Genomic DNA, 20,999 nt, shown 5'->3' with positions numbered 1-20,999 from the left:
CCCGGTCGTCCATTGTGTTCTGCGACACATCGGGTGTATGTTCTGCCGCAGTGTGAGACACGGTCGTCTCACTTATTGAGGAGGAATCCATGCGGGGATGGGTACAGCGCGGGCTCGCGCGACTGCTGATCGCGATGATGACGGTCGCGATCACGGCCGTCGCGGTGGTGGGAGGCACGATCAGCGCCGGGGCCGCGAATGCCGTACCGGTCGCCCCGCCGCTGCCGTTCCCGGTTCCGCCCGCGATTCCGGAGTTCGACAAGGCCTTCTACCTACCCGACCGGTCGGTGGTCGCGGCCAAGAAGCCCGGTGAGCTCATCGCGGCGCGTCGAGTGCATGTGGCGGCCCTGTCGGTGATCCCGGTCAACGTCGACGCCTGGCAGATCTCGTACCGTTCGACGAACACGCGAGGTGCGCCGATTCCGGCCGTGGCAACGCTGCTCAAACCCAAGGGACCGGCCAAACCCGGACCATCGAAACTCGTGTCCTGGCAGTCCGCGGAGGACTCCACCGCGATGTACTGCGCGCCTTCCTACGCACTCCAGCAGGGGTCGATCCCGGGCCAGCTCACCGGGTCGGTGGACTCGAGCTACGAGGTCCTGCAGATCACCTCGCTGGTCGGTGCCGGCTGGTCGGTCGTCATCCCCGATCACCAGGGTCCCGAATCCGCTTTCGCGGCAGGGCCTCTCGCGGGTCGCATCACCCTCGACGGCATCCGGGGCGCGCGGGACTTCGCCCCGCTGGGACTCAAGAACGACCTGCGTGTGGGTCTGATGGGTTACTCGGGCGGGGCGATCGCCACGGGTTGGGCGGCCGAGCTGCATGAGGCATACGCCCCGGAGCTGCCGATCGTGGGAGCCGCCGAAGGCGGTGTGCCCGCGGACATCCGCGCGCTGGTCGACCTCGCCGACAGAAACGCGGCGTCCGGGCTGATCATGGCCGGGATCATCGGGGTCAGCCGTGAGTATCCGGAGCTGGAACGCTTTCTCCGACGCCACATGAATCCGCTGGGCACAGCGTTGCTGGCGAGCAAGAACCCGCTGTGCCTCACCTACCAGGCGGCGCTTGCACCCTTCGTGAACATCAAGGGCCTGGTGAACCTGCCCGGCGATCCACTCGATCATCCGGTTCCGCGAAAGGTGCTGGGAAAGCTCAGAATGGGAGAAACGACGCCCGACTTCCCGATGTTCATCTATCAGTCGAACCCCGACTGGATCGCCCCCGTGGGGCCGGTCAATGAGCTGGTCCGCACCTATTGTGACGATGGCGCGAGTGTGCGGTATGTGCGCGACCATTTCAGCGAGCACATCACGCTCGCCGTCGAGGGTTTCGCCCCCGCCATCGTCTGGCTACGGGACCGTCTCGACGGCAAGCCGGCGCAGAGCGACTGCACCACAAGCGATCAGGGATCGATGGCTCTCGACCCGGCCACCTGGCGCGCGTTCGTCAACCTCGTGGGCAACAACCTCGCCCTGGCGATCAACCAGCAGTTGGGCAATCCGCCGCGGGTGCCGTGACCCTCCCCCGGCCGGCTCCAGAGCGGGCGGCGTGTTTGCCGACCACGGATGTGGGTAGACCTCCAGCACGGCAGAGAGCCGCCGAGTCGATCGTTACCGACCCGTTGCATGCAGACACGATCCGACGTCGACGAACGCGCATCGAGACGACGGAGGCAAGTCGATTCATACGATGGCGTCAGGGCTTTCGGCCCGCGAGGACGTTAGGACCGGACGTCGAACTTCGACCGTGAGGAGAACATCATGGCCCAATACCGCGTAGTGGACGCCAGCGAGAACGTCGTCGAGGAGAAAGAGTTCGACGACGCCACCAGCGCCTACGACTGGTTCAAGACCGTCGCCGCCCCGGACGACAGCCTGGGCACCGTCATGCAGGTACACGATGCCGGTGAGTGGAAGAACTTCGAGGTGTCCGACGGCGGCACCAACGCCAGTCCGTCGGCCGACGCGGACTGAACCTCCCCCTCGGCGGGGGTTCCGTCGACATCGGTTTTCGCGCCCCAGGGATCGTTCCCTGGGGCGCGCGATGCGTCTTCAGACCCTGAACGCCGCCGGATAGGCGATGGTCCCGCGCGGGACGGGGCCGTCGTCGAGCGGCAGTGCCATCATCGCCTCGTCCGGGACGTCGAACGGCGCACGAATCCCGAAGCGCGAGGCCGGAACGAAGCCGAATCGCGGGTAGTACCCGGCATGACCGAGGACCAAGACCAGGTGCTCGCCGAGATCTCGGGCAGCGGCGAGACCGGCCACGAGGGTGGCCGACCCCGCCCCGGTCCGCTGCCGCGACGGCAGGACCGAACACGGTCCGAGCGTGAGTGCGGGCGCGCCGTCGATGTGGCACCTGGAGAACAGTGAATGCCCGACGAGGACGTCTACGGCGTCGGTCGCGACGATCGACAGGCCCTCGATCCAGGCGTCCGGGTCGGCGCGCAGCTCGTCGACGATCCGCGCCTCGTCGGCGGTCGGGAAGGCCGCGATCACCACTTCCCGGATCGCGTCGGCGTCCCCCGCGCGCTCGGCGCGGGTCGTCCACCGGCTCACCGCATCGCCCGACTCCGGCGCAGGTTCGCGAGAGATTCCGTCACCGGCCGCACCCGCCGGCAGGCTGCCCGGAGAATCGGCGGTCGAGGAAACCGAGTGCTTCGGCGCTCCACGGGATGAACGCGCGGGTGTGATTCGAACCGCGGTACTCGGTGAACGTCGTCGGCACCCCTCGGCTGCAGAACGTGCCGGCGAGCCGGGCGACGTCGGCGGCGATCATCACACCGTCGCCGGTGCCGTCGACATTGCCGACCCCGAGCATCATCGGACTGCGCGGGGTGCCGAGCGTGCCCATCACGTTCTGCGCGACGGCCTGTCGCACACCGGGGACGTCCAGGAGGCCGCCGACCGTCGGTACGAGGAGCTGATGATCGGTCAGACCCGGGTACTTGTCGGCGAATGCCTCGATGCACTCCCCCGCCACCTGTCCGAGTACCCGCTTGCCTTTCGGGGAGAGGTAGGGCTGCAGGTCGATGCCGTACGTCTCGCCGTACACCGCCATCAGTGCCGGGATCACCCCGGCCCAGTCCTCGCTGCCGTTGACATACCCCAGGTTGTTGGCCGGGTTCACCACCACGCCACCCGCCGCGGCGCCGACGATGTTCAGGTCCGGCGCGTACCGCGGAGCCAGCTCCGCGCCGAAGCCGGTGGGGACCGAACCGCCGGAGTAGCCGAACAGTCCGACGGGCGTCCGGGCCGGTGCACGCAGGTGGGCCAGCGCAGTGCGGACGCCATCCAGTGCCGCGTACCCCGACTCACGCGCCATCGTCCAGCGCAGCCCGCGGCCCTCGTAGTCGGGAGCGGCGACGGTGTAACCGGCGGCGAGCAGCCCGGAGATGAGGGTGATGTCGATCGGCGCCTCCTTCGCGTTCCCACCACGCAGCGTGTAGGACGGGTCGCACTGCGAGCCGAGTGCGTCGTAGAACGAGTGGTAGGAGACGACGCGCCGCGGCGTTCCCGCACCGGCGCCCGGGGGCGAGATGACCGTGGTGACCGTCGCCGTCGGTCGGCCGAACTGGCTCGTCGTCCGGTACAGGATCTGGGTCGCCGTGATCGGGACACTGGTTCCGCGCCAACCTAATTCAACGTGACGCGTCCGCAGGGCAGCACCCGGTGAACGCGATTCGTAACCGGCAGGCGGGTCGTAGAACGGGTCCTGGGACGGCAACTGCGCCGGCGCTCCCACAGGTGCGGGGACGGGCGCGGCCGACACCGTGGGCGCGAGGACGGACAGGGTCGTCGTCAGCCCGAGGATCGCGGTCAGCGCTCCGAGGCTGCGGGAGAGAAGCCGCATGGGTGGTAATCATGCCCGATATGCGCCGTCTACAACGCCTTTCGTTCCGACTCCGCGGCCTGGCCCGGCTCGCCGTGTCACCCGGTGGCGGCGTCCCTCACCGGACTCTCTCCGGCCCGCTCGACCGCCTCGACCACCGGCGACATCGCGACCACCACCGCACCGACCACCGCGGCGACGAAGGCGATCACCGCGACGACGCCCCAGCCGGCGCGCGTGGTGTCACCGAGCACCACGATGCCGATGACACCGGGCACGACCGTCTCGCCGACGACCAGGGCGGCCGACGCCGCGCTGACCGCCCCCTTCTGCAGCGCGACGGTGAACATGTAGAAGCCACCCGGTCCACACAGGACGATCGCGTACAGCGCCGGATCGGTGAGCAATTCGCCGAGATCGAAGGGATCGAGGCCGTCGAGGATGCGCACGGCGACGGCGAGGATACCGAACAGCACGCCGCCGGAGAGGCCCGCGAGTACCGCCACACGACGGTGCATCCGCGGCAGGATCGCGGCGCCGAGACCCAGGATCGCCGCTCCCACGACGAGTACCGCCCAGTGCAGCCACCACTCGTGCTCGTGCCCCTCGTCGCCGGCCGAGAAGCCGAGCAGGACCAGCGAGACCACCACGACCGCGATCGCCGTCCAGTCGCGAACCGACAACCGCGCGTTCAGGAACAGGGTGGCGAGCACGACGGTCACCACGAGGTTCGCGCTGACGATCGGCTGCGCCAGGAACAGCGGGATCATGCGGGCGGCGACCATGTTGCCCAGGAATCCGATCCCGTCGAGCGCCATCCCCGCGAGGAACGACACCGTCAGCATCGCGGTGATCGTCGACCGCAGCGACGGCGCCTCGCCCGGCCCGCCGGCGTCCTCGACACTCTGCGCGCCGCGCGCCTGCAACACCGAAGCGGTGCCGTACGCCAGCGCCGCGAACACCGCCGCGAGGATCCCGATCAGCATGGTCGAACAGTAGCTACCACCGGGCGGTCATGCGGGCCGATGCCGATGTCGCCGCGTGCGCGCGTCGGGGCAGCCGGATGCGGCGAGCGGGATCAGGTCAGTCCGACGCCACGGTGACGTATGCATCGGCGAACTCGCCGACCGCGGGAATCGGCTGGATGCAGTCGAGGAGCACCCCGTCGGGACCTTCGACGATGAAGTGCCGCTGACCGAAGTCCTCGTCGCGCAGATCGAGCACCGGGCGCAACCCGCGTTCGTCCGTCAACCGTCGGTACAGGCCGTCGACATCGTCGACCTCGATGTTGACCAGCAGTCCGGCAGCGGGCCGGCGATAGCCGTCGGGGATCGTCGGATGGTTCGCGTCCACGAGCGCCAACTCGAACACGCCGGTGCGCATGCTGACGTACCAGTCGGCCGAGAAAGTGACGTCGAAGCCGAGAACCTGCTGGTAGAAGGCCGACGCCGACCCTACGTCCGCGGACATGAGGACCGGGTACACGCTGGTGACGGTCATGATGGATCTCCTTTACGTACGATGAGTATGTATAGAAGACTATACATACGCTACGTACGTAAAGGGGTGCTTCGTGCCGAGAGCCTCTGCCGAGGCAGCAGCCGAGACGGCCCGCGCCGTCCTCGCCGCCGCCACCGACCAGTTCGCCGAGCGTGGATTCGCCGACGTGTCCCTCGACGACGTCGCCGAGGCCGCGGGCGTCACCCGCGGCGCGGTCTATCACCACTTCCGCAACAAGGCTGCGCTGTTCGCGGCGGTGGCGGCGGCCTGCCACCAACACGTCGCCGACGCCGTTGTCGCGGCCGCCGAAGCCGCCGGCCCCGACCCGGCTCACCAGCTGAGCGCCGGCTCGCACGCCTTCGTCGATGCCATCACCAGCGGGACCGCTGTACGAATCCTGCTGATCGACGGCCCGGCCGTCGTCGGTTGGGAGGAGTGGCGCCGACTCGACGAGGCCGGCTCGGCAGCCCATCTACGTGAAGCGCTCGGCGCCATCGGAGTCGACGACGAGTTGATCGACGTCCTCACGATGCTGTTGTCGGGCGCGATGAACGAGGCCGCACTCTGGCTGGCCCGGCACCCCGACGACGACACCGCCCGCGACCGCACGCATCGCGCGTTGGATCGGATCCTCGGCGCCGTCATGTGACGCGCAGGCGGGAGATCACGTTGAGATCTGTCCCGGGATCCGGGACATGACGCAACCGGATCCCGAGGACCCTGTCGGCGCCTTATCGATGATCGAGCTCGCGAGGCGGATGTCCGTATCCGCCGGGCGCATTCGCGGCATCGGCGGTCTCGACCGCGGTGACCGCACCCGACGACGCCAGGACCACCCCGCCGAGAACGGCTGCGACGAATGCCACGATCGCGACCGGACCCCATCCGGCACGGGTGACGTCGCCGAGGAACGCGATGCCCACCGCGCCGGGCAGGACCGTCTGACCGACGACGAGTGCAGCGGCCGCCGCGTTGACCGAACCGGTCTGCAGCGCCACCGTGAACAGGTAGAAGCCGCCGATTCCGCTGAGCAGCAGGGCATACAGCGCGGGATCGGTGAACAGCACCGACAGATCGAGTGGGTCGAGTCCGTCGAGGATGCGCGAAGCGACCGCCATCACGCCGAAGACGGCCCCGGCGATGAGACCGGTCACCGCCGCGATGTGCGTGCGCAGCCGGCGCATCATGATCACGCCCAACGCGATCAGTGCCGGCCCGGCGACGAGCACCGCCCAGTGCATCCACGCGGTGTGCTCCACACCTTCGCGACCCGCCGAGACCGCGAGCAGCACCAGCGACACCACGATCACCGACCCGGAGATCCAATCCCGCAGCGTCAGTCCGACCTTGAGGAACACCATCGCGAGCAGCGCGGTGGCCAGGAGCCGGGCCGAGATGATCGTCTGCGACAGGAACAACGGGATCAGTCGCGCCGAGGCGATCGTCGCGACGAAACCGATGATGTCGAAGACGAATCCGATCAGGAACGGCACCGTGAGCATCGTGGCCGCCGTCGAGCGCAACGACGGATGCGCGGCCGCGGATCGCCGGCGCTCCTCACGGATCGCCGCCCGCTGCGCGACCTGCTCGGCGCCCAACGCCTGCAGAACGGCTGCGGCGGCGAACGCCAGCGAGCCGATCACCGCGATGACGATGCCGGCGGTCACGACACGAGCTCAGCTCAGCGCGGTGCGAGCACGTCGGTACCGACGAACTTCGCGAGTTCGGCGGGTAGCCGGACCGAACCGTCGGGCTGCTGGTGGTTCTCGAGGATGGCGACCAGCCAGCGGGTCGTCGCCAACGTGCCGTTGAGTGTGGCGGCGGTCTGCGGTTTGCCGTTCTCGTCGCGGTAGCGGATGGAGAGGCGTCGCGCCTGGAACGTCGTGCAGTTCGACGTCGAGGTCAGCTCGCGATAGGTGCCCTGCGTCGGGATCCAGGCCTCGCAGTCGTACTTCCGCGAGGCCGACGAGCCGAGGTCACCGCCGGCGACGTCGATCACCCGATAGGGCACGTCGATGGCGGCGAGCATGTCCTTCTCCCAGCCCAGCAGACGCTGGTGCTCGGCCGCGGCGTCCTCGGGCCGGCAGTAGACGAAGCCCTCGACCTTGTCGAACTGGTGGACCCGGATGATGCCGCGGGTGTCCTTGCCGTAGCTGCCCGCCTCCCGGCGGAAGCAGGTGGACCATCCGGCGTAGCGCTTGGGACCGTCGGACAGGTCGAGGATCTCGTCCATGTGATACCCCGCGAGCGGCACCTCCGACGTACCCACCAGGTAGAGGTCGTCGTCCTTGTCCAGGTGGTAGACCTCGTCGGCGTGAGCGCCGAGGAACCCCGTCCCCTCCATGACCTCCGGCCGGACCAGCACCGGCGGGATCATCAGGGTGAACCCGTTCGCGGTGGCCTTCTGCGCGGCCATGTTCAGCAGCGCGAGCTGCAGGTGCGCCCCCTGGCCGGTGAGGAAGTAGAACCGCGACCCCGACACCTTGGCACCGCGCTCCATGTCGAGGAGTCCGAGCGACTCCCCGATCTCGAGGTGGTCCTTCGGGTTCTCGATGTCGCGTGGCTCGCCGACGTGCTCGAGGACCACGTAGTCGTCCTCCCCGCCCGCCGGCGCGCCCTCGGCGACGATGTTGGAGATCGCCCGGTGGGCCTTCGTCGCCGCCGCATCGGCCTCGGACTGGCGCGACACCGCCGCCTTGACCTGCTCGGCGAGTTGCTTGCCCTTGGCGAGCAGCGCCTGCTTCTCCTCGCCCTGCGCCTTGCCGACCTGCTTGCCGAGGGATTTCTGTTCGGACCGCAACGCATCCGCTTCGACGATGGCCGCCCGTCGCTCCGCATCGGCGGCGAGCAGCGCGTCCACCAGGCCCGGGTCCTCGCCGCGGGAGCGCTGTGAGGTGCGGACGAGGTCGGGGTTGTCGCGAACAGTCTTCAGGTCGATCACGACTTCAAACCCTACTTGAGAGCGCGGTGCGAACCCGATCACGCCGCCACGGTCCGGCCGGCGGACTCAGGTCCACAGACGGCGCAGATCCTCACGGCCGAACATCGACGCCGCGGTGTCGGCGGTCGGGGTTCCGCCGTGCGGGTCGGCCCCGGCGGCGACGAGGACGCGCACCACGTCGTCGAAACCCTTGAACACCGCGCCCGCGAGCGGCGTCTGACCCTTGTCGTTCGGGAGGTCGGCGTCGGCGCCGCGGTCGAGGAGAGCCGACACCGTCGACGCGTGCCCGTTGTAGGCCGCGAGCATGAGCAGCGAGTCACCGGATTGGTTCCGCAGATCCGCCGGGACGCCGGCGTCCAGATAACCGCTCAGCGTCTCGGTGTCCCCGTCGCGGGCCATGTCGAAGAGCAGCGTTGCGAGCTCCATGACCTCAGGACTCGGGGCGCCGTCGGCGGGTCGATCGTCGGGATGGTCTGCCACCCCACGGAGTGTAGGCCCGCTCCCGCACCCCTCCGCCCGGATGGGACCGCCGGGGACCCCTCGTGTGGGAGACTGGGCGCGGTGTCTCCCCGTCCCGAAACACAGCACGAATCCGCAGGCCCGAGCGAGAGTTTCCTGACGGTCGTCATCGCCTTCGTCTCGAACCTGCTGATCGCCGTTGCCAAGACCGGCGCGGCGATGATCACCGGGTCGGCGTCGCTCGTCGCCGAGGCGGCGCACTCGTGGGCCGACACCGGGAACGAGATCCTGCTGCTGATCGCGGAACGTCGCGCCCATCGGCCTCGGGACTCCCGCCATCCGCAGGGATACGGACGCGAGGCCTACATCTGGTCGATGTTCGCCGCGTTCGGACTGTTCGCCGTCGGCGCGGCGGTGTCGGTCCAGCACGGCATCTCCGAACTGCTGTCGCCGGAACCGGCCACGGATTACGGCATCGCCTACGCGGTTCTGGCGATCGCCGCGGTGCTCGAGGGCATCTCCTTCGTCCGGTCCTACCAGCAGGCGAAGCGCGGCGCGGTCAAGCGCCGGATCAGCCTGCTCCGTCAGGTGTTCGCCACATCCGACCCGACCCTGCGCGCCGTCTTCGCCGAGGACGCGGCGGCGCTCATCGGCCTGGCGATCGCCTTCGTCGGCGTGCTCCTGCACCAGGTCACCGGGTCGGCCACGTACGACGCGATCGGGTCCATCCTGGTGGGCCTGCTCCTCGGCGTCGTCGCGATCGTCCTGATCAACCAGAACCGACGGTTCCTGCTCGGGCAGGCGGTCGACGACGCGGTCCAGCAACGGGTTCTCCGGGACCTGCTCGCGCACAGCAACATCGATCGCGTGACCTACCTACATGTCGAGTACACCGGGCCCGTTCAACTGTTCCTTGTCGCCGCAGTCGATTTCGCGGGCGACGACGTGGAGTCCTCGGTCGCCGTCGCCCTACGCCAACTGGAGAACGAGCTGGAGCGCGACCCGCGGATAGCCGAAGCGGTGCTGACCCTGTCCGCGCCGGGGGATGTCGACCTCGTGCCCGACGCGTCCTGATCTCGCCGGACCCTTCGAGGCTCGTCGCTTGCGCTCCTCGCACCTCAGGGAGCAGGGGGTGGCTGCTTCGCTCGCATCTGGAGAGGGAGCAGGGGGTGGTTGCTTCGCTCGCATCTGGAGAGGGAGCAGGGGGGCTTGCGCTCGCATCTGGAGAGGGAGCAGTGGGGCTTGCGCTCGCGTCTGGAGAGGGAGGAGTGGGGTCCGCACCCTCGCAGCTCAGGGCGCGGGATCACTCCGGCGGCGGACGGAACTGGGCCCGCTTCCAGTCGCCGTTGATCTCGTCGCGCTCGCGGACGGCCTCGCGGAAACCGGCGGTCGCGGCGCGCTGCTGGAAGGCGTATCCCTCCCGGGTGTGACGGGAGATCCCGTCGAACACCGTGCTGATCATCCCCGAGTTGGCCACTCCCTGCGCCAGGAGCGCACTGTTGAGTGCGAGTTTGGCCATCACCAGCTGGTTGACCGGCATTCGCGCGATCCGCTCGAGGAGTTCCTCGGTGCGGGCGTCGAGCTCGTCCGCCGGCGGCGCCTCGACGGCCAGCCCCCACTCGTGCGCCTGCCGGCCCGACAGGCAGTCGCCGGTGAACAGCAACCGTTTGGCGCGCTGATCGCCGAGCCGGTGCGCCCACATCCCGGCGGCGGGGATGCCCCACACCCGGGTCGGTGGGTACCCGATCTTCGTGTCGTCGGCGCAGATGATCTGGTCGGCGTAGAGGGCGATGTCCGTGCCGCCCGCGACCGCGAATCCGTGCAGCTTGGCGACCGTCGGCTTGTTCGCGTGCAGCAGGCTGGCGAACCCGCGGTTGAACCTGCTCATCATCGCGTAGTCGATCATCGGATCCCAGGTGCGGTTCGGGTCGTGATTGCGCGCCTGCACAACGGGATCGAGGACGGTGCCGGTCCGGGGATCGACAGAATGCGACGGGTCGCCCCCGTTCTCCGCGAAGATCGACAGGTCGTATCCGCCGCAGAAACCCTTGCCCCGCCCGGACACGACGATCACGTGGACGCCGGGGTCGAGATCGGCTCGTTCCACCGCGTGCGACAGTTCGACGGGGGTGTCGATTGTGATCGCGTTGCCCTGATCGGGCCGGTTGAAGGTGATGCGGGCGATCCGGCCGGTGACATCGTAGGTGAGAGTGCGGTATTCGATGTCCGGTCCGCTCGCCGCCCGGCCGGCGAACAACGAGTCCTCGCCGTCGCGGAGGCCGTCGCGCCACCCGGCCGGCCGCGACCCGTTCGACTCAGCCATGAGTGTTGCCCTGCACCGTCTTCGGGACCACCCGCTCGATGATCGACGCCGTGTCGACCCCCGACGGCAACGTGCCGAACACGTCGCCCCGGTCGTTGCCGAGTCGGCTCGCGACGAAGGCGTCGGCGACCGCCGGGTGCCCGTACCGCACCAGCAAGGACGCCTGCAGGAGCTGGGCCATCCGGCCGACGACCCGGCGAGCCCGGTACTGCATCGCATCGAGGTCACCGAACTCTCGCCGGAGTTCGACCGCTGCGGCGTCGAGCCTCCGGTCCGCCCCTGTTGCGCAATCGATCTCGTCGAGGAACGCGGTCACAGTGGCCGGTTGCTTGGCCATCGCGCGCAGTACGTCCAGGGCGGCGACGTTGCCCGAACCCTCCCAGATGGACATGAGCGGCGCCTCCCGATAGAGCCGGGGCATCCGCGACTCCTCCACATATCCGTTGCCGCCGAGGCACTCCAGCGCTTCGGCCGCATGCATCGGGGCGCGTTTGCAGACGTAGTACTTGCTGACCGCGAGGGAGATCCGTCGGAGGGCGTCGGCCCCTTCGTCCCCGGCACCGGCCTTGTCGGTCAGCTCGGCGAGCCAGAGCGCCGTCATCGTCGCGCCCTCCGACTCGACCGCCAGATCGGAGAGAACGTTGCGCATCAACGGCTGATCGACGAGCGCGGCGCCGAATGCCCTGCGATGGGTGGCGTGATGCGCGGCCTGCGCGACGCCGACCCGCATACCGGTCGCCGAGCCGAGAGTGCAGTCCAGGCGGGTCATGTTCACCATCTCGATGATCGTCGCCACCCCGCGGCCCTCCTCGCCGACGAGCCACCCGACCGTGCCGTCGTACTCCACTTCGCTGCTCGCGTTGGAGTGGTTGCCCAGCTTGGCTTTCAACCGCTGGAGCAGAAAGGTGTTGCGCGTCCCGTCGGGAAGGACCCGCGGGACGAAGAAACACGACAACCCGCCCGGCGCTCGGGCGAGCACCAGGAACACGTCGCACATGGGCGCCGAAGTAAACCACTTGTGACCGGTGATGCGGTACGTCCCGTCCGGTTGCGCGACGGCGGTCGTCGTGTTCGCCCGGACATCGGAGCCGCCCTGCTTCTCGGTCATCGACATCCCGGCCGTCAATCCCGCTTTCGACAGCGGGGTGCGCAGTCCCGGGTCGTAGGTCGTGGAGACGAGCAGCGGCTCGTACATGCCCGCGAGTTCGGGGTTGGCCCGCAGTGCCGGGACGACCCCGTAGGTCATCGACATCGGACAACCGTGCCCGGCATCCACCTGCCCCCACACGCTCGACTTCACGGCGCGCTCGAAATGGGCCGTCGGGCTCGGGTCCGACCATGCGGTTCCGCCCAGGCCCAGGCCGATGCCCGTCTGCATGAGGTGGTGGTACGCGGGGTCGTAGACGACCTCGTCCACCCGATTGCCGTACCGGTCATGGGTCCGCAGCTCCGGCGGATGGGATTCGGCGAGATCGCCCCACCCGAGCGCCTCGGCGCCGCCGGCCAGGCGGCCGATCCGGTGCAGTTCCTCGAGCATGTGGTCGGCGCCCGCGCGGTGGACCGCCTCGGAGATGGCCGGATTGTCCGCGGCGTCGAAGTCGACGAGCTCGGGGACCTGATTGGTGACGGCATGGGTGGACATGGCGGGCCCGCCTTCCTGATCGGAGTCGCGACCCACGCTATTACACTTTTCACACGACCGCCAGAGATCTGTAATATCCCTGCGTGCCGCTGTCCCGGACCTCGCGGACTAGCATCGACGGCGTGCCCGAACGCGTGAACATTCCCAAGCTCACGGCGCGTTCGGTCATCCTCAGCGCCCTTCTCGGCCTCGACTCGCCCGACGCCTCGATCAACGGAATCCTGGCGATGACGACTGATCTCGGGCTCCGCGAATCGACGGTCCGGGTGGCCCTCACACGGCTGGTCGCCGCAGGAGATCTGGAACGCACGAACGGCCGGTGCCGGCTCTCGCCACGACTCGTCGAACGGCAGCGACGACAGGACCGCGCGCTGCATCCGGCGCGCCGCGACTGGGACGGCATGTGGGATCTCGCCGTCGTGACCGTCGGTTCCGAGAGTTCGACCGACCGCGCCCTCCTCCGTGACGCGCTGCAGAAGGCGCGGCTCGGCGAGATCCGGGAGGGAGTCTGGGCGCGTCCCGCCAACCTCGACATCGAGTTCCCGTCATCGGACCTGCGCCGTCGGCTGAACCTCTTCCGAGCCGTTCCCGAAGAGGCATCGGCAGACCTGGCAGCGCGACTGTTCGCGCCGTCGACCTGGGCGGAATCCGCGGTCGACTTGCTCGACGCCCTGGCAACCGCACCCACCGTCGCGGAGCGGTTCGAGGTCGCCGCCGCGTGCGTGCGCCACATCCTGCGCGACCCGCTCCTGCCCGTCGAACTGCTCCCCGAGCCGTGGCCGGGAGACCGTCTCCGCGACGGCTACGAGCGCTTTCGGAACGAGCTCACCGGACTCGCCGCACGGCACCTCACGCCCGACGACGCGTGAACAACCGGCGCCCCACCGACCGTCGACCTCGATCGAGGGGCATCGGCCGGGTCGGGCATCCACGCACGAGGGTGTGCCCGGTCGGGTCCGTTAGGCATGATGGAACCCGATGAACGCGCCCGACCCCGACCGCAGCCGCCCCGCCGACGCCGACGCACCGCACGCGTCGGCATCCGGCCGACCGGCCGGCGGAGCCCGCCGACCAGGCAACATCGCCCGCAATCCGGTCTTCGTGATCCTCGGCGCGATCGTCGTCGGCGCGATCGTGGCGGGCGGGATCGCCTTCACCATGGGCGTCTTCGACGACAGCGGCAGCGTCGGCGGCAGTAACATCGGCGAAGGCGAACGGCTCACCGAGAACGCCTTCACGAAGTCGGTCGCGGGCGACTGCCTCGACTGGCCGGCCGGAAACCCGGGGCAGCCGGTCGACGTGCCGTGCGAGCAGAAGCACCGCTTCGAGGTCGCGGGCGCCATCGACACCGCACTGATCCCGGGTGCCGAGTTCGGCGAGGACGCACTCTGGCCGGGCGCCGAGCGCTTCGCCACGATCCGCGACGAACAGTGTCCGGTGATGGTGGACCAGTATCTCGACGGACGTCTCGACCCGCAGGGCCGCTTCGCGGTGGGCATGATGTACCCCTCGCAGGCGCAGTGGGACAAGGGCGCGCGTCAGCTGCGCTGCGGGGTCCAGGAGAACGGCGCCGACGGTGCGCCGGTCCAGTTCTCCGGTCGGGTCGCCGACCAGAACCAGTCGTACGTCTGGCCCGAGGGAACCTGCGTCGGGATCAACACCGAAACCCGTGCCCCGACCGGGTTCGCGGTGAGCTGCGCTGAGCCGCATGCCTTCCAGACCACCGGGATCGTCGATCTGTCGGTCCGCTTCGGTGACCGGATGTCAAACAAGCCGTGGCCGCCGACGGGTGCGCAGAACAGCTACCTCGGTTCGATCTGCCCGGTCCAGGCCGAGCGGTTCGTGGGCGGGCGAAAGCCGCTCGACGCGACCACGCTCAACGTCCAGTGGTCGGTGCTCAGCGAGCCGAGCTGGCTCGCCGGGAGCCGCAAAGTCGTCTGCTACCTGGGCCTCCCGGACAAGCGCGGCGGGTTCGCGACGCTGGTGGGCGACGCCAAGGGCGGGGCCTTGCTGATCAACGGCCGCGCGCCGGTCGCGCCGCCCGAAGCACCCCCGGGACGTGCCCTGCCGACACCGGTACCGCTGCCTCCGGGGATCGCGCCCAACCCCGACGAAGCACCGGCCCCGGCGGGCTGACGCGATGTCCGTCATGATGTCCGACGACGAGTTCGACGGACTGGTCTCCGACGCGCTGGACACCATCCCGACCGATCTGACCGACGCGATGAACAACGTGGTCATCCTCGTCGAGCCGTTCAATCCCGAGGAGCCGGGCATCCTCGGGCTCTACCACGGTGTCGCGCTCACGATGCGGACCAGCGACTACGGCGGCTTCCTGCCGGACACGATCACCATCTACCGCGACCCCATCCTCGCGATGTGCCACTCGCGGGAGGAGGTCGTCCACGAGGTCGCGGTCACCGTCGTCCACGAGATCGCCCACCACTTCGGCATCGACGACGAGTGGCTGCACGCCAACGGCTGGGGATAGAGGTAAGCGGACCCGGCCGGGTCCGCCCCGGATCGTTCTCGATGTTTGACCTGCGGCGGAACGCGGTACGAGGGGTAGCAGATCGAGCAGCCCTCTATCGCAGGAGTCAGCCCATGTCCTCAGACGCCATCGTCATCCTCCGGGACGACCACAAAGAGATCCGCAAACTGTTCCGCGACTTCAAGTCGCAGGGCGACAACGCCGTCAAGACCAAGGGCAAGATCGTCGACAAGATCATCGAGGCCCTCACCGTGCACACCTACATCGAGAACGAGGTGATGTACCCGGAGATCCGCAAGCGGGTCCCCGATCTGGAGGACGACATCCTGGAATCGTACGAGGAGCACCATGTCGCGGACGTCCTCGTCGTCGAACTCGCGGCACTCTCGCCGGACGCCGAGCGATTCGACGCCAAGACCACCGTCCTCATCGAGAACGTCGAGCACCACATCGAAGAGGAAGAGGACGAGTGGTTCCCGAAGGTCCGAGAAGCCCTGAGCCGCAAGGAGCTCCGGGAGATCGGTGAGGAGATGATGCGTCGCCGGGAGAAGGCCCCCCGCCGGCCGTCGCAACCCTCCGCCCTGAAGAAGACGGTCGACGCCATCATCAAATAGCCCCTGCCCCCTGAGGTGCGAGCCTGGCTCTGGCCTATGGGATTTGAACGTAGTAGGACACGCCCTTGTTGAGGTTCGGGTGGGTGGTGAAGGACATGAGGTTGATGCCTTGTCCGACTCCGCGGAGCTTCACGCGGACCGGCGCCTCTGGTCGTGGTCCGAGGTCCATCGGCACCACTCGTTCGCGGTACTGGATGCCGGACCAGTAGCCGATCGCGACGTTGACCTTGCAGGAGGGGTTGCGGCCCCAGGCGGGTTGGGTGCCGGTGAATCCGCGTGAGGTCAGGTGGATGGTGGCCTGGCCCCGCTTGGCGGGGTTGGTGTCGATTCCGACGTGGATGGCTCCGTGGCAGAAGGCGTTGTTGCCCATGACCCAGATGTCGTCTCCGAGGATGCCGAGTCGTGGTGCTGGCGCTGCTGATGCTGTCGCTGGGACTGCGAGTAGCAGTGCCGACAGTGCGGCGACGGTGACCAGAGCCCGAGTGGTGATCGTCTTCATTGTCATGTGTCGCAACGCTACTGTAGGTGTCGCTGGCGCCTCGGACATCGGCGTCACGGCCCGATTGGGCTCCCGCATCGGGCATCAATCGCACTGCTACGTGCAGCTTTTGCCCACGTCACCGAGCGAGGCTGTGTCCATGCGTTTGAGCGATACCCAAGCGGTCGAGGGCCGGGCGTCCCGAACGTGGGTGCCCGGCCCTCTCGGGGTTATCCGTAGATCACCTCGCCGTAGATGCCGGCTTGGGCGATGACGTCGGCGGTGATGGCGTCGACGTCGCCGGCGTCGTTGCTGCGGCTGGCCGCTCGGATGAGGTTCCGCAGGTAGTCGGAGTCGGAGACCGCTACCGAGCCGTCGGCGATGGCGTTGATCCCGCGGGCGATCGTGTCGAGGGTGATCTCGTGTACTACGTCTTCGAGGTCTTCGATGACGGCGCGTTGGGTGGTGCTCCACCGGTATTCGATGCAGGTCGACCAGTAGCCGATGCCGCCTTCGAGGGCGCAGACGTAGATGTCGGTGAGGAACTGGGTGCGGGCGTTGGTGCGAGTGGTCATGGTGACTCCTTCCGATTGCGCGACCCGGTGTCGCGTCCACCCTTGGGGACACGGTGAGGGTGGCCGGTCAACCCCGTAGAGCGCAGCGTGGGTTGAGGGGTCGCTCCCCCGGCGTGTCTCAATGAAAAGACGTGTGACAGAACTTCTTTCACCGCATCGTGGCCAGAGAGGCTGGTTCTGTGCGGCGTCAGCCGCTCCGAGGTCTGCATCGAGCTGGTCGGCGAGCGCGGCCAGGGCTCTTAACGGCCGTGTCTCGCGGGGCCACGCTGGATTGAGAAGAGTGGCGACGGCACGCGATGCTTAGCGATTCGTAATAGTGCGCGTGCCAGATGCGATATGGGTGGGTGAGGATGGCGCCCGACCGCCGGGGAGGACGACTCGGGCGCCATCCTCGTCCGCGGTCCGGCGGGCGGATGTTCCGGTGCGCGCGGCGCGCCTACGACAGCCAGCCGAGCGGCACCGGTTACGTCACGTGACGAACAACTATGTCGATTTCTCTCGGAATCGTATCTGCCGCAGTTGTTTTCAGGTGCCGATTACTTATCTGGCTATCGGCCTTCTCCTGCGTCTCGGGTGGCGAGGATGTTGATGAGGGTCAGGATGCTGTGACGGTGATGCTCGGGAAGTCGGTGGATGTCGGCGGCCAGCCGATACAGGTGGGGCCATGCGGCGTTGGCCGCCCGTACTCGCTGCGCCATCGACTGATCGCGATGTTGGTGGTGGAACTCTCGGGTGAAGAACGCGATGTCCACACCGAATCCGTCGGCGATTGCCGCGATGATGGTGAAGCCCGGTTCGGTCGCCCGGCCTGTCCGCAATGAGCTGAGCATCGGTTCTTTCAACCGCCCTGGGCTGGTCTGGTTGGCGCGCCGACACACTTCCCGCCCGGTCGGCCGCACGCCGGGCGCCGGGCCGGGTGCGTGCTCGAACACAGCGCGTTGACCAGCTCCACCCACGGCAAGCACTTGCTCATGACCGCGTCGGCGACGGTTGGGTTGCCGTTCGGCGACTCTGTCACCAGCACACCCCCTCTTTCCCCGGATCAGGCGACCCCGGTCGATTCGCAGGCAGCGCCTGAACCCCGACGACCCCGCCTCATCGCTGTGTGTGGCATCCCACACCCACCGACATCCCCACCGCCGGCCAAACCCCCATCGTCCCGATCCCGGGCCAACAGCCGCCGCCGGGCACACCGCGGGTCGACCCACCCACCCCCGCGGCCGCTGAACGGCCACAACCACTGCCAGAGATTCCCGGTCGCGTCGAGGTCGATCGAGCTGATGAACCTGCTGCCCCAACACGCAGCATTGACGGACAGGCGCGCCCCGCCGAGATCCCTGGCGATCAAGCCACCTACGACATCGTGTCGAAATCGCCCACGCTGCAGGCCCAGTGGAAGCAGATCAAAGACGACTGGAGGGTTGAGTACCGCGATGGGGAGGGTTCCTACACCAGTTACCGAGACAGGTTGGTCGTCATCCAGAAAGGCTCGCCGACAGCGCAGGCGCAACTGATTGCGCACGAGTTCGGGCATGCGGTGTACCCGCTCACGATCGACCACTCTTCCACAGAGTCCTGCATCAACTCTCAGCTCGACAACGAGGGTGCGGCGACCTTCAACAACATCAAGATCCAGCGCGAGATCATCGCCAACGGCGGCCCTGACATCGGCATCGCCGGCGGAAACGAAGCCGGATTCAACGCCATCTACGATGAGTACCTTGGCAGCCAACGCAGTGACGCCGAGTATCAGAAGGCCATTCGCAAGATGGGCGCCTTCTACGGCGAAAACCTAAACCCCTCGACCGCACCAGAACTCAACTACCGCCAGTACTACGAGAAGGGCTGCAACTGATGGCACTCACTCGACCACGATCGACGATGATGACCACGGCCGCGGCCACGCTCGCGGCGGCAGTGATGGTGGCCACCAGCGCGTGTGGAGGAGGAGACACCGTGAGCAACGCCAGCACACCCGGCATGCCTGCTGATCCCACGGTGTGGCAGTTCATCGACACCGCCAGCGCCCATATGCCCCTGACCCAGGAATCGACGTCGACACTCCTGGATACCCCGGCCGAGCAGATCCTGCCCCGACGTTGGGAAACCGAGCCGATCACTCTAGGCACACACTTGAAAAACGTTGCCTCGACGATCTTCTACACCGACGACCAGCAGTGGGAACGCACCTACCTGAAGTTCACGCCCGACACGTGCATCACCCTCGACGGACTCAAAGCCCAGTACCCCGACATCACCCTCGAACGACTGGCCTCCGGCCACTCGCCAAAGGAAGTCAACGAGTACGGCACGACCCGCGACAACACCCACTTCATCTTCACCATCGAGGCCGGTAGCGGCTGCCTCACTGGCGTTGACCTCTCGCCGAAGCAGTAGCCGAGCCGCGGATCGGCTGTCGCCCGGATATGCCCTCTCCTACAGCACCTCCAGCTCGACTCACTGTCCAGTGGCGCCCCGGTCGTCGGGTCAGGCGAGTCGGGGTGGTCAAAGAGTGAGATCGGTGATCGTCTTGCCGAGCTACGCCTCGACCGGTACCGCTACCGCGACCGCTTGATTCAATGCGGCGTCCTTTCTTCACGGTCCGGAGCGCGTCCGCAGGCTGGGCCGGTCTTTATCCGTAGACGAGGGAGCCAAAGAGTGCTGCTTGAACGATGGCGTCTGTATCTGTCGCGTCGATGGTCTCGGCATCGTGGGTGCGGTCAGCGGCGGCGATCCTACGACGCTGTCCATCCGGGATCATCGCTGCGCCACTGACGATGGAGTTCACGCCCCGGGCGATCGTGTCGAGCGTGATCACGTGCGGATTGCCGGAGATTTCCTCGACGGTCGCTCGCGGATCACTGCTCCAGCGATAGTCGGTGCAGGTCGACCAGTAGCCGATGCCGCCTTCAAGTGCGCAGGTGTAAACGTCGGCCAAGAACTCGGTGCGCACCGTGGTCCGCGTTGCCATGATCGGCCTCCTCGAACTGCGAGTTTGGGTTGCATGACGTCACTGGTGACGAAATATACAGTAGCGCAATGTGTTTCGCCGATAATCTACGTTATGTCGCTATGCCCCACACGGGTCTATCACCCGCCGCCGATCTCGGTCTGAGCTCGCATCTTGTTTGCATACTCTGGGTTGAAGAGCCTCAGGGGCACGCTCTCGACAGCATCGGCACCGAACTCACTCACCTGAAGCAACTCTCTCGTCCTGTCGGCGTCAGGGCGACCAACGGGATGTCTTATGTGGTGTCAATGATGCACCAGATGAGACTCTCTAGGCTCGTCTCACGTCGTCTGTAGCGCGCACCGGCGACCTGGGACACTCGGTCACGTGGACGAGATCAGCGACGTTGGTGAGAAAGCGGCGGTCATCCTTCGAACTGCGGGAGTCGAACTCGCCCCTGGCCTCACCGACGCCGAGTTCGATGCAGTCACAGAGCAGCATGGGTTCAGGTTCAACCCCGACCATCACAGTCTGCTTGCGACCGCTTTGCCCGTCGGAGACCGTTGGCCCGACTGGCGCAATGGCGATGAGACGTATCTGCGTCAGATGCTCGACTGGCCGGCCCGCGGAATGGTCTTCGACGCACTTCGCCAGGACCCGCCATTCTGGGGCGCCTCATGGGGCCACCGGCCGGCAGCAGAAAGTGACGTCGAGGCGGTCACGCGGCGTGAGTTGGCAAAGTGGCCACGGCTCATACCGATCTTCGGCCATCGCATGACACCTGCAGCTCCCTCACCGTCTGGGTCGCCGGTGTTCTCTGTCTGGCAGACCGACGTCATCTTCTACGGGGCCGATCTCCTCGAGTACCTCGAGAACGAGATGGCCGGGTACGGAATTCGGCACCTCTCCCCTAGAAGGGTCGACGTTCCTTACTGGACCAAGTTTGTCGAGGCAGCTAACAGCGCCGATGTGATCTGATGTCGCCGACGGAAGGACCATCACGCAGGGCGGTGTTCGGCCGCTCAGCGCACCCGATCTTGCCAGTGTCCTCATCGACCTCGATCTCTCGACGACGCTCTGCCTAGGAACACGCAGTGAACGAATATGCGGTGATACCAGCAAGGCACTGATGGTGTCACGCCCGACTCGTTCCGGGGCGGAATGCTCAACGGCCATGGCGTGTGCCGCTTGAAGT

24 protein-coding genes are annotated in these 20,999 nt (G+C 67.5%); 11 read left to right on the top strand and 13 right to left on the bottom strand.

The genetic code is table 11. The annotated features are described in order from the left end of the window. Window positions 1–89 precede the first annotated feature (89 nt). Complete coding sequence (locus KTR9_RS01730; protein WP_014924946.1) at window positions 90–1,517, top strand: lipase family protein; 1,428 nt, start codon at window positions 90–92, stop codon at window positions 1,515–1,517. 243 nt (window positions 1,518–1,760) lie between these two features. Beyond that, window positions 1,761–1,973, top strand: a complete 213-nt coding sequence (locus KTR9_RS01725; RefSeq protein ID WP_014924945.1) for a hypothetical protein — start codon at window positions 1,761–1,763, stop codon at window positions 1,971–1,973. A 78-nt stretch (window positions 1,974–2,051) separates the two neighbouring features. Here the strand turns inward: KTR9_RS01725 and KTR9_RS01720 are convergent, their stop codons facing one another. The 4 genes from KTR9_RS01720 to KTR9_RS01705 form a co-directional block, all read right to left on the bottom strand. Next, on the bottom strand, window positions 2,052–2,558 hold the full coding sequence (locus KTR9_RS01720; protein ID WP_014924944.1) for a GNAT family N-acetyltransferase: 507 nt from the start codon (window positions 2,556–2,558) through the stop codon (window positions 2,052–2,054). A gap of 40 nt (window positions 2,559–2,598) precedes the next feature. Next, window positions 2,599–3,852, bottom strand: coding sequence for a lipase family protein (locus KTR9_RS01715; protein ID WP_014924943.1), 1,254 nt, complete (start codon window positions 3,850–3,852; stop codon window positions 2,599–2,601). A gap of 77 nt (window positions 3,853–3,929) precedes the next feature. Then, complete coding sequence (locus KTR9_RS01710; RefSeq protein ID WP_044505643.1) at window positions 3,930–4,817, bottom strand: hypothetical protein; 888 nt, start codon at window positions 4,815–4,817, stop codon at window positions 3,930–3,932. A 97-nt stretch (window positions 4,818–4,914) separates the two neighbouring features. After that, on the bottom strand, window positions 4,915–5,331 hold the full coding sequence (locus tag KTR9_RS01705) for a VOC family protein (protein WP_014924941.1): 417 nt from the start codon (window positions 5,329–5,331) through the stop codon (window positions 4,915–4,917). A gap of 73 nt (window positions 5,332–5,404) precedes the next feature. Between KTR9_RS01705 and KTR9_RS01700 the strand changes: the two genes are divergently transcribed. Continuing rightward, the gene (locus KTR9_RS01700; protein ID WP_014924940.1) at window positions 5,405–5,980 is read left to right on the top strand and encodes a TetR/AcrR family transcriptional regulator; all 576 of its coding nucleotides are present in this window, start codon (window positions 5,405–5,407) and stop codon (window positions 5,978–5,980) included. Between the two features lie 82 nt (window positions 5,981–6,062). Here the strand turns inward: KTR9_RS01700 and KTR9_RS01695 are convergent, their stop codons facing one another. From KTR9_RS01695 to KTR9_RS01685, 3 genes are all read right to left on the bottom strand, one after another. Further along, complete coding sequence (locus tag KTR9_RS01695) at window positions 6,063–6,998, bottom strand: hypothetical protein (protein WP_010844421.1); 936 nt, start codon at window positions 6,996–6,998, stop codon at window positions 6,063–6,065. A 14-nt stretch (window positions 6,999–7,012) separates the two neighbouring features. After that, the gene (gene serS, locus KTR9_RS01690; RefSeq protein WP_014924938.1) at window positions 7,013–8,272 is read right to left on the bottom strand and encodes a serine--tRNA ligase; all 1,260 of its coding nucleotides are present in this window, start codon (window positions 8,270–8,272) and stop codon (window positions 7,013–7,015) included. Window positions 8,273–8,338: 66 nt separating this feature from the next. Further along, window positions 8,339–8,752, bottom strand: coding sequence for an ankyrin repeat domain-containing protein (locus tag KTR9_RS01685; protein ID WP_014924937.1), 414 nt, complete (start codon window positions 8,750–8,752; stop codon window positions 8,339–8,341). Window positions 8,753–8,833: 81 nt separating this feature from the next. On the opposite strand from KTR9_RS01685, the gene KTR9_RS01680 reads away from it, so the two are divergent. Beyond that, window positions 8,834–9,805 carry a cation diffusion facilitator family transporter gene (locus KTR9_RS01680; RefSeq protein ID WP_014924936.1) on the top strand — a complete coding sequence of 324 codons (972 nt, stop codon included), beginning with the start codon at window positions 8,834–8,836 and terminating at the stop codon, window positions 9,803–9,805. A 229-nt stretch (window positions 9,806–10,034) separates the two neighbouring features. On the opposite strand, the gene KTR9_RS01675 is transcribed toward KTR9_RS01680, so the two are convergent. Together KTR9_RS01675 and KTR9_RS01670 are read right to left on the bottom strand one after the other, a co-directional pair. Next, window positions 10,035–11,054, bottom strand: coding sequence for a crotonase/enoyl-CoA hydratase family protein (locus KTR9_RS01675; RefSeq protein WP_014924935.1), 1,020 nt, complete (start codon window positions 11,052–11,054; stop codon window positions 10,035–10,037). Further along, window positions 11,047–12,696, bottom strand: a complete 1,650-nt coding sequence (locus tag KTR9_RS01670) for an acyl-CoA dehydrogenase family protein (RefSeq protein ID WP_014924934.1) — start codon at window positions 12,694–12,696, stop codon at window positions 11,047–11,049. Before KTR9_RS01670 ends, KTR9_RS01675 begins: the two co-directional genes overlap by 8 nt. 122 nt (window positions 12,697–12,818) lie before the next feature. On the opposite strand from KTR9_RS01670, the gene KTR9_RS01665 reads away from it, so the two are divergent. The 4 genes from KTR9_RS01665 (at window position 12,819) to KTR9_RS01650 (ending at window position 15,801) form a co-directional block, all read left to right on the top strand. Continuing rightward, window positions 12,819–13,565, top strand: coding sequence for a PaaX family transcriptional regulator C-terminal domain-containing protein (locus KTR9_RS01665; protein ID WP_083888923.1), 747 nt, complete (start codon window positions 12,819–12,821; stop codon window positions 13,563–13,565). A gap of 109 nt (window positions 13,566–13,674) precedes the next feature. Beyond that, window positions 13,675–14,832, top strand: coding sequence for a septum formation family protein (locus KTR9_RS01660; RefSeq protein ID WP_010844414.1), 1,158 nt, complete (start codon window positions 13,675–13,677; stop codon window positions 14,830–14,832). A 4-nt stretch (window positions 14,833–14,836) separates the two neighbouring features. Next, window positions 14,837–15,187, top strand: a complete 351-nt coding sequence (locus KTR9_RS01655; RefSeq protein WP_010844413.1) for a metallopeptidase family protein — start codon at window positions 14,837–14,839, stop codon at window positions 15,185–15,187. A gap of 113 nt (window positions 15,188–15,300) precedes the next feature. Next, window positions 15,301–15,801 carry a hemerythrin domain-containing protein gene (locus KTR9_RS01650; RefSeq protein ID WP_010844412.1) on the top strand — a complete coding sequence of 167 codons (501 nt, stop codon included), beginning with the start codon at window positions 15,301–15,303 and terminating at the stop codon, window positions 15,799–15,801. A gap of 34 nt (window positions 15,802–15,835) precedes the next feature. Here KTR9_RS01650 and KTR9_RS01645 read toward each other — a convergent pair whose 3' ends face one another. From KTR9_RS01645 to KTR9_RS01635, 3 genes are all read right to left on the bottom strand, one after another. Next, window positions 15,836–16,306 carry a hypothetical protein gene (locus KTR9_RS01645; RefSeq protein WP_049942554.1) on the bottom strand — a complete coding sequence of 157 codons (471 nt, stop codon included), beginning with the start codon at window positions 16,304–16,306 and terminating at the stop codon, window positions 15,836–15,838. A 203-nt stretch (window positions 16,307–16,509) separates the two neighbouring features. Then, window positions 16,510–16,854, bottom strand: a complete 345-nt coding sequence (locus tag KTR9_RS01640; RefSeq protein WP_014924930.1) for a hypothetical protein — start codon at window positions 16,852–16,854, stop codon at window positions 16,510–16,512. A gap of 548 nt (window positions 16,855–17,402) precedes the next feature. Next, complete coding sequence (locus KTR9_RS01635) at window positions 17,403–17,684, bottom strand: hypothetical protein (protein ID WP_014924929.1); 282 nt, start codon at window positions 17,682–17,684, stop codon at window positions 17,403–17,405. Between the two features lie 275 nt (window positions 17,685–17,959). Here KTR9_RS01635 and KTR9_RS01630 point away from each other — a divergent pair, with 275 nt between their 5' ends. Then, a complete protein-coding gene (locus KTR9_RS01630) occupies window positions 17,960–18,709 on the top strand; it encodes a hypothetical protein (RefSeq protein ID WP_148281135.1) in 750 nt (249 codons plus the stop codon). Window positions 18,710–18,735: 26 nt separating this feature from the next. Continuing rightward, window positions 18,736–19,251, top strand: coding sequence for a hypothetical protein (locus KTR9_RS01625; protein WP_231632762.1), 516 nt, complete (start codon window positions 18,736–18,738; stop codon window positions 19,249–19,251). A 235-nt stretch (window positions 19,252–19,486) separates the two neighbouring features. On the opposite strand, the gene KTR9_RS01620 is transcribed toward KTR9_RS01625, so the two are convergent. Further along, the gene (locus tag KTR9_RS01620; protein WP_044505638.1) at window positions 19,487–19,825 is read right to left on the bottom strand and encodes a hypothetical protein; all 339 of its coding nucleotides are present in this window, start codon (window positions 19,823–19,825) and stop codon (window positions 19,487–19,489) included. A 366-nt stretch (window positions 19,826–20,191) separates the two neighbouring features. Between KTR9_RS01620 and KTR9_RS01615 the strand changes: the two genes are divergently transcribed. Further along, entirely contained in the window at window positions 20,192–20,782 is a 591-nt protein-coding gene (locus tag KTR9_RS01615) for a hypothetical protein (protein WP_014924926.1), read from the top strand. Window positions 20,783–20,999: the final 217 nt, after the last annotated feature.

The organism is Gordonia sp. KTR9 (genome assembly GCF_000143885.2).
Lineage (GTDB): Bacteria > Actinomycetota > Actinomycetes > Mycobacteriales > Mycobacteriaceae > Gordonia.
This window is presented reverse-complemented; position numbering and strand designations above follow the sequence as displayed.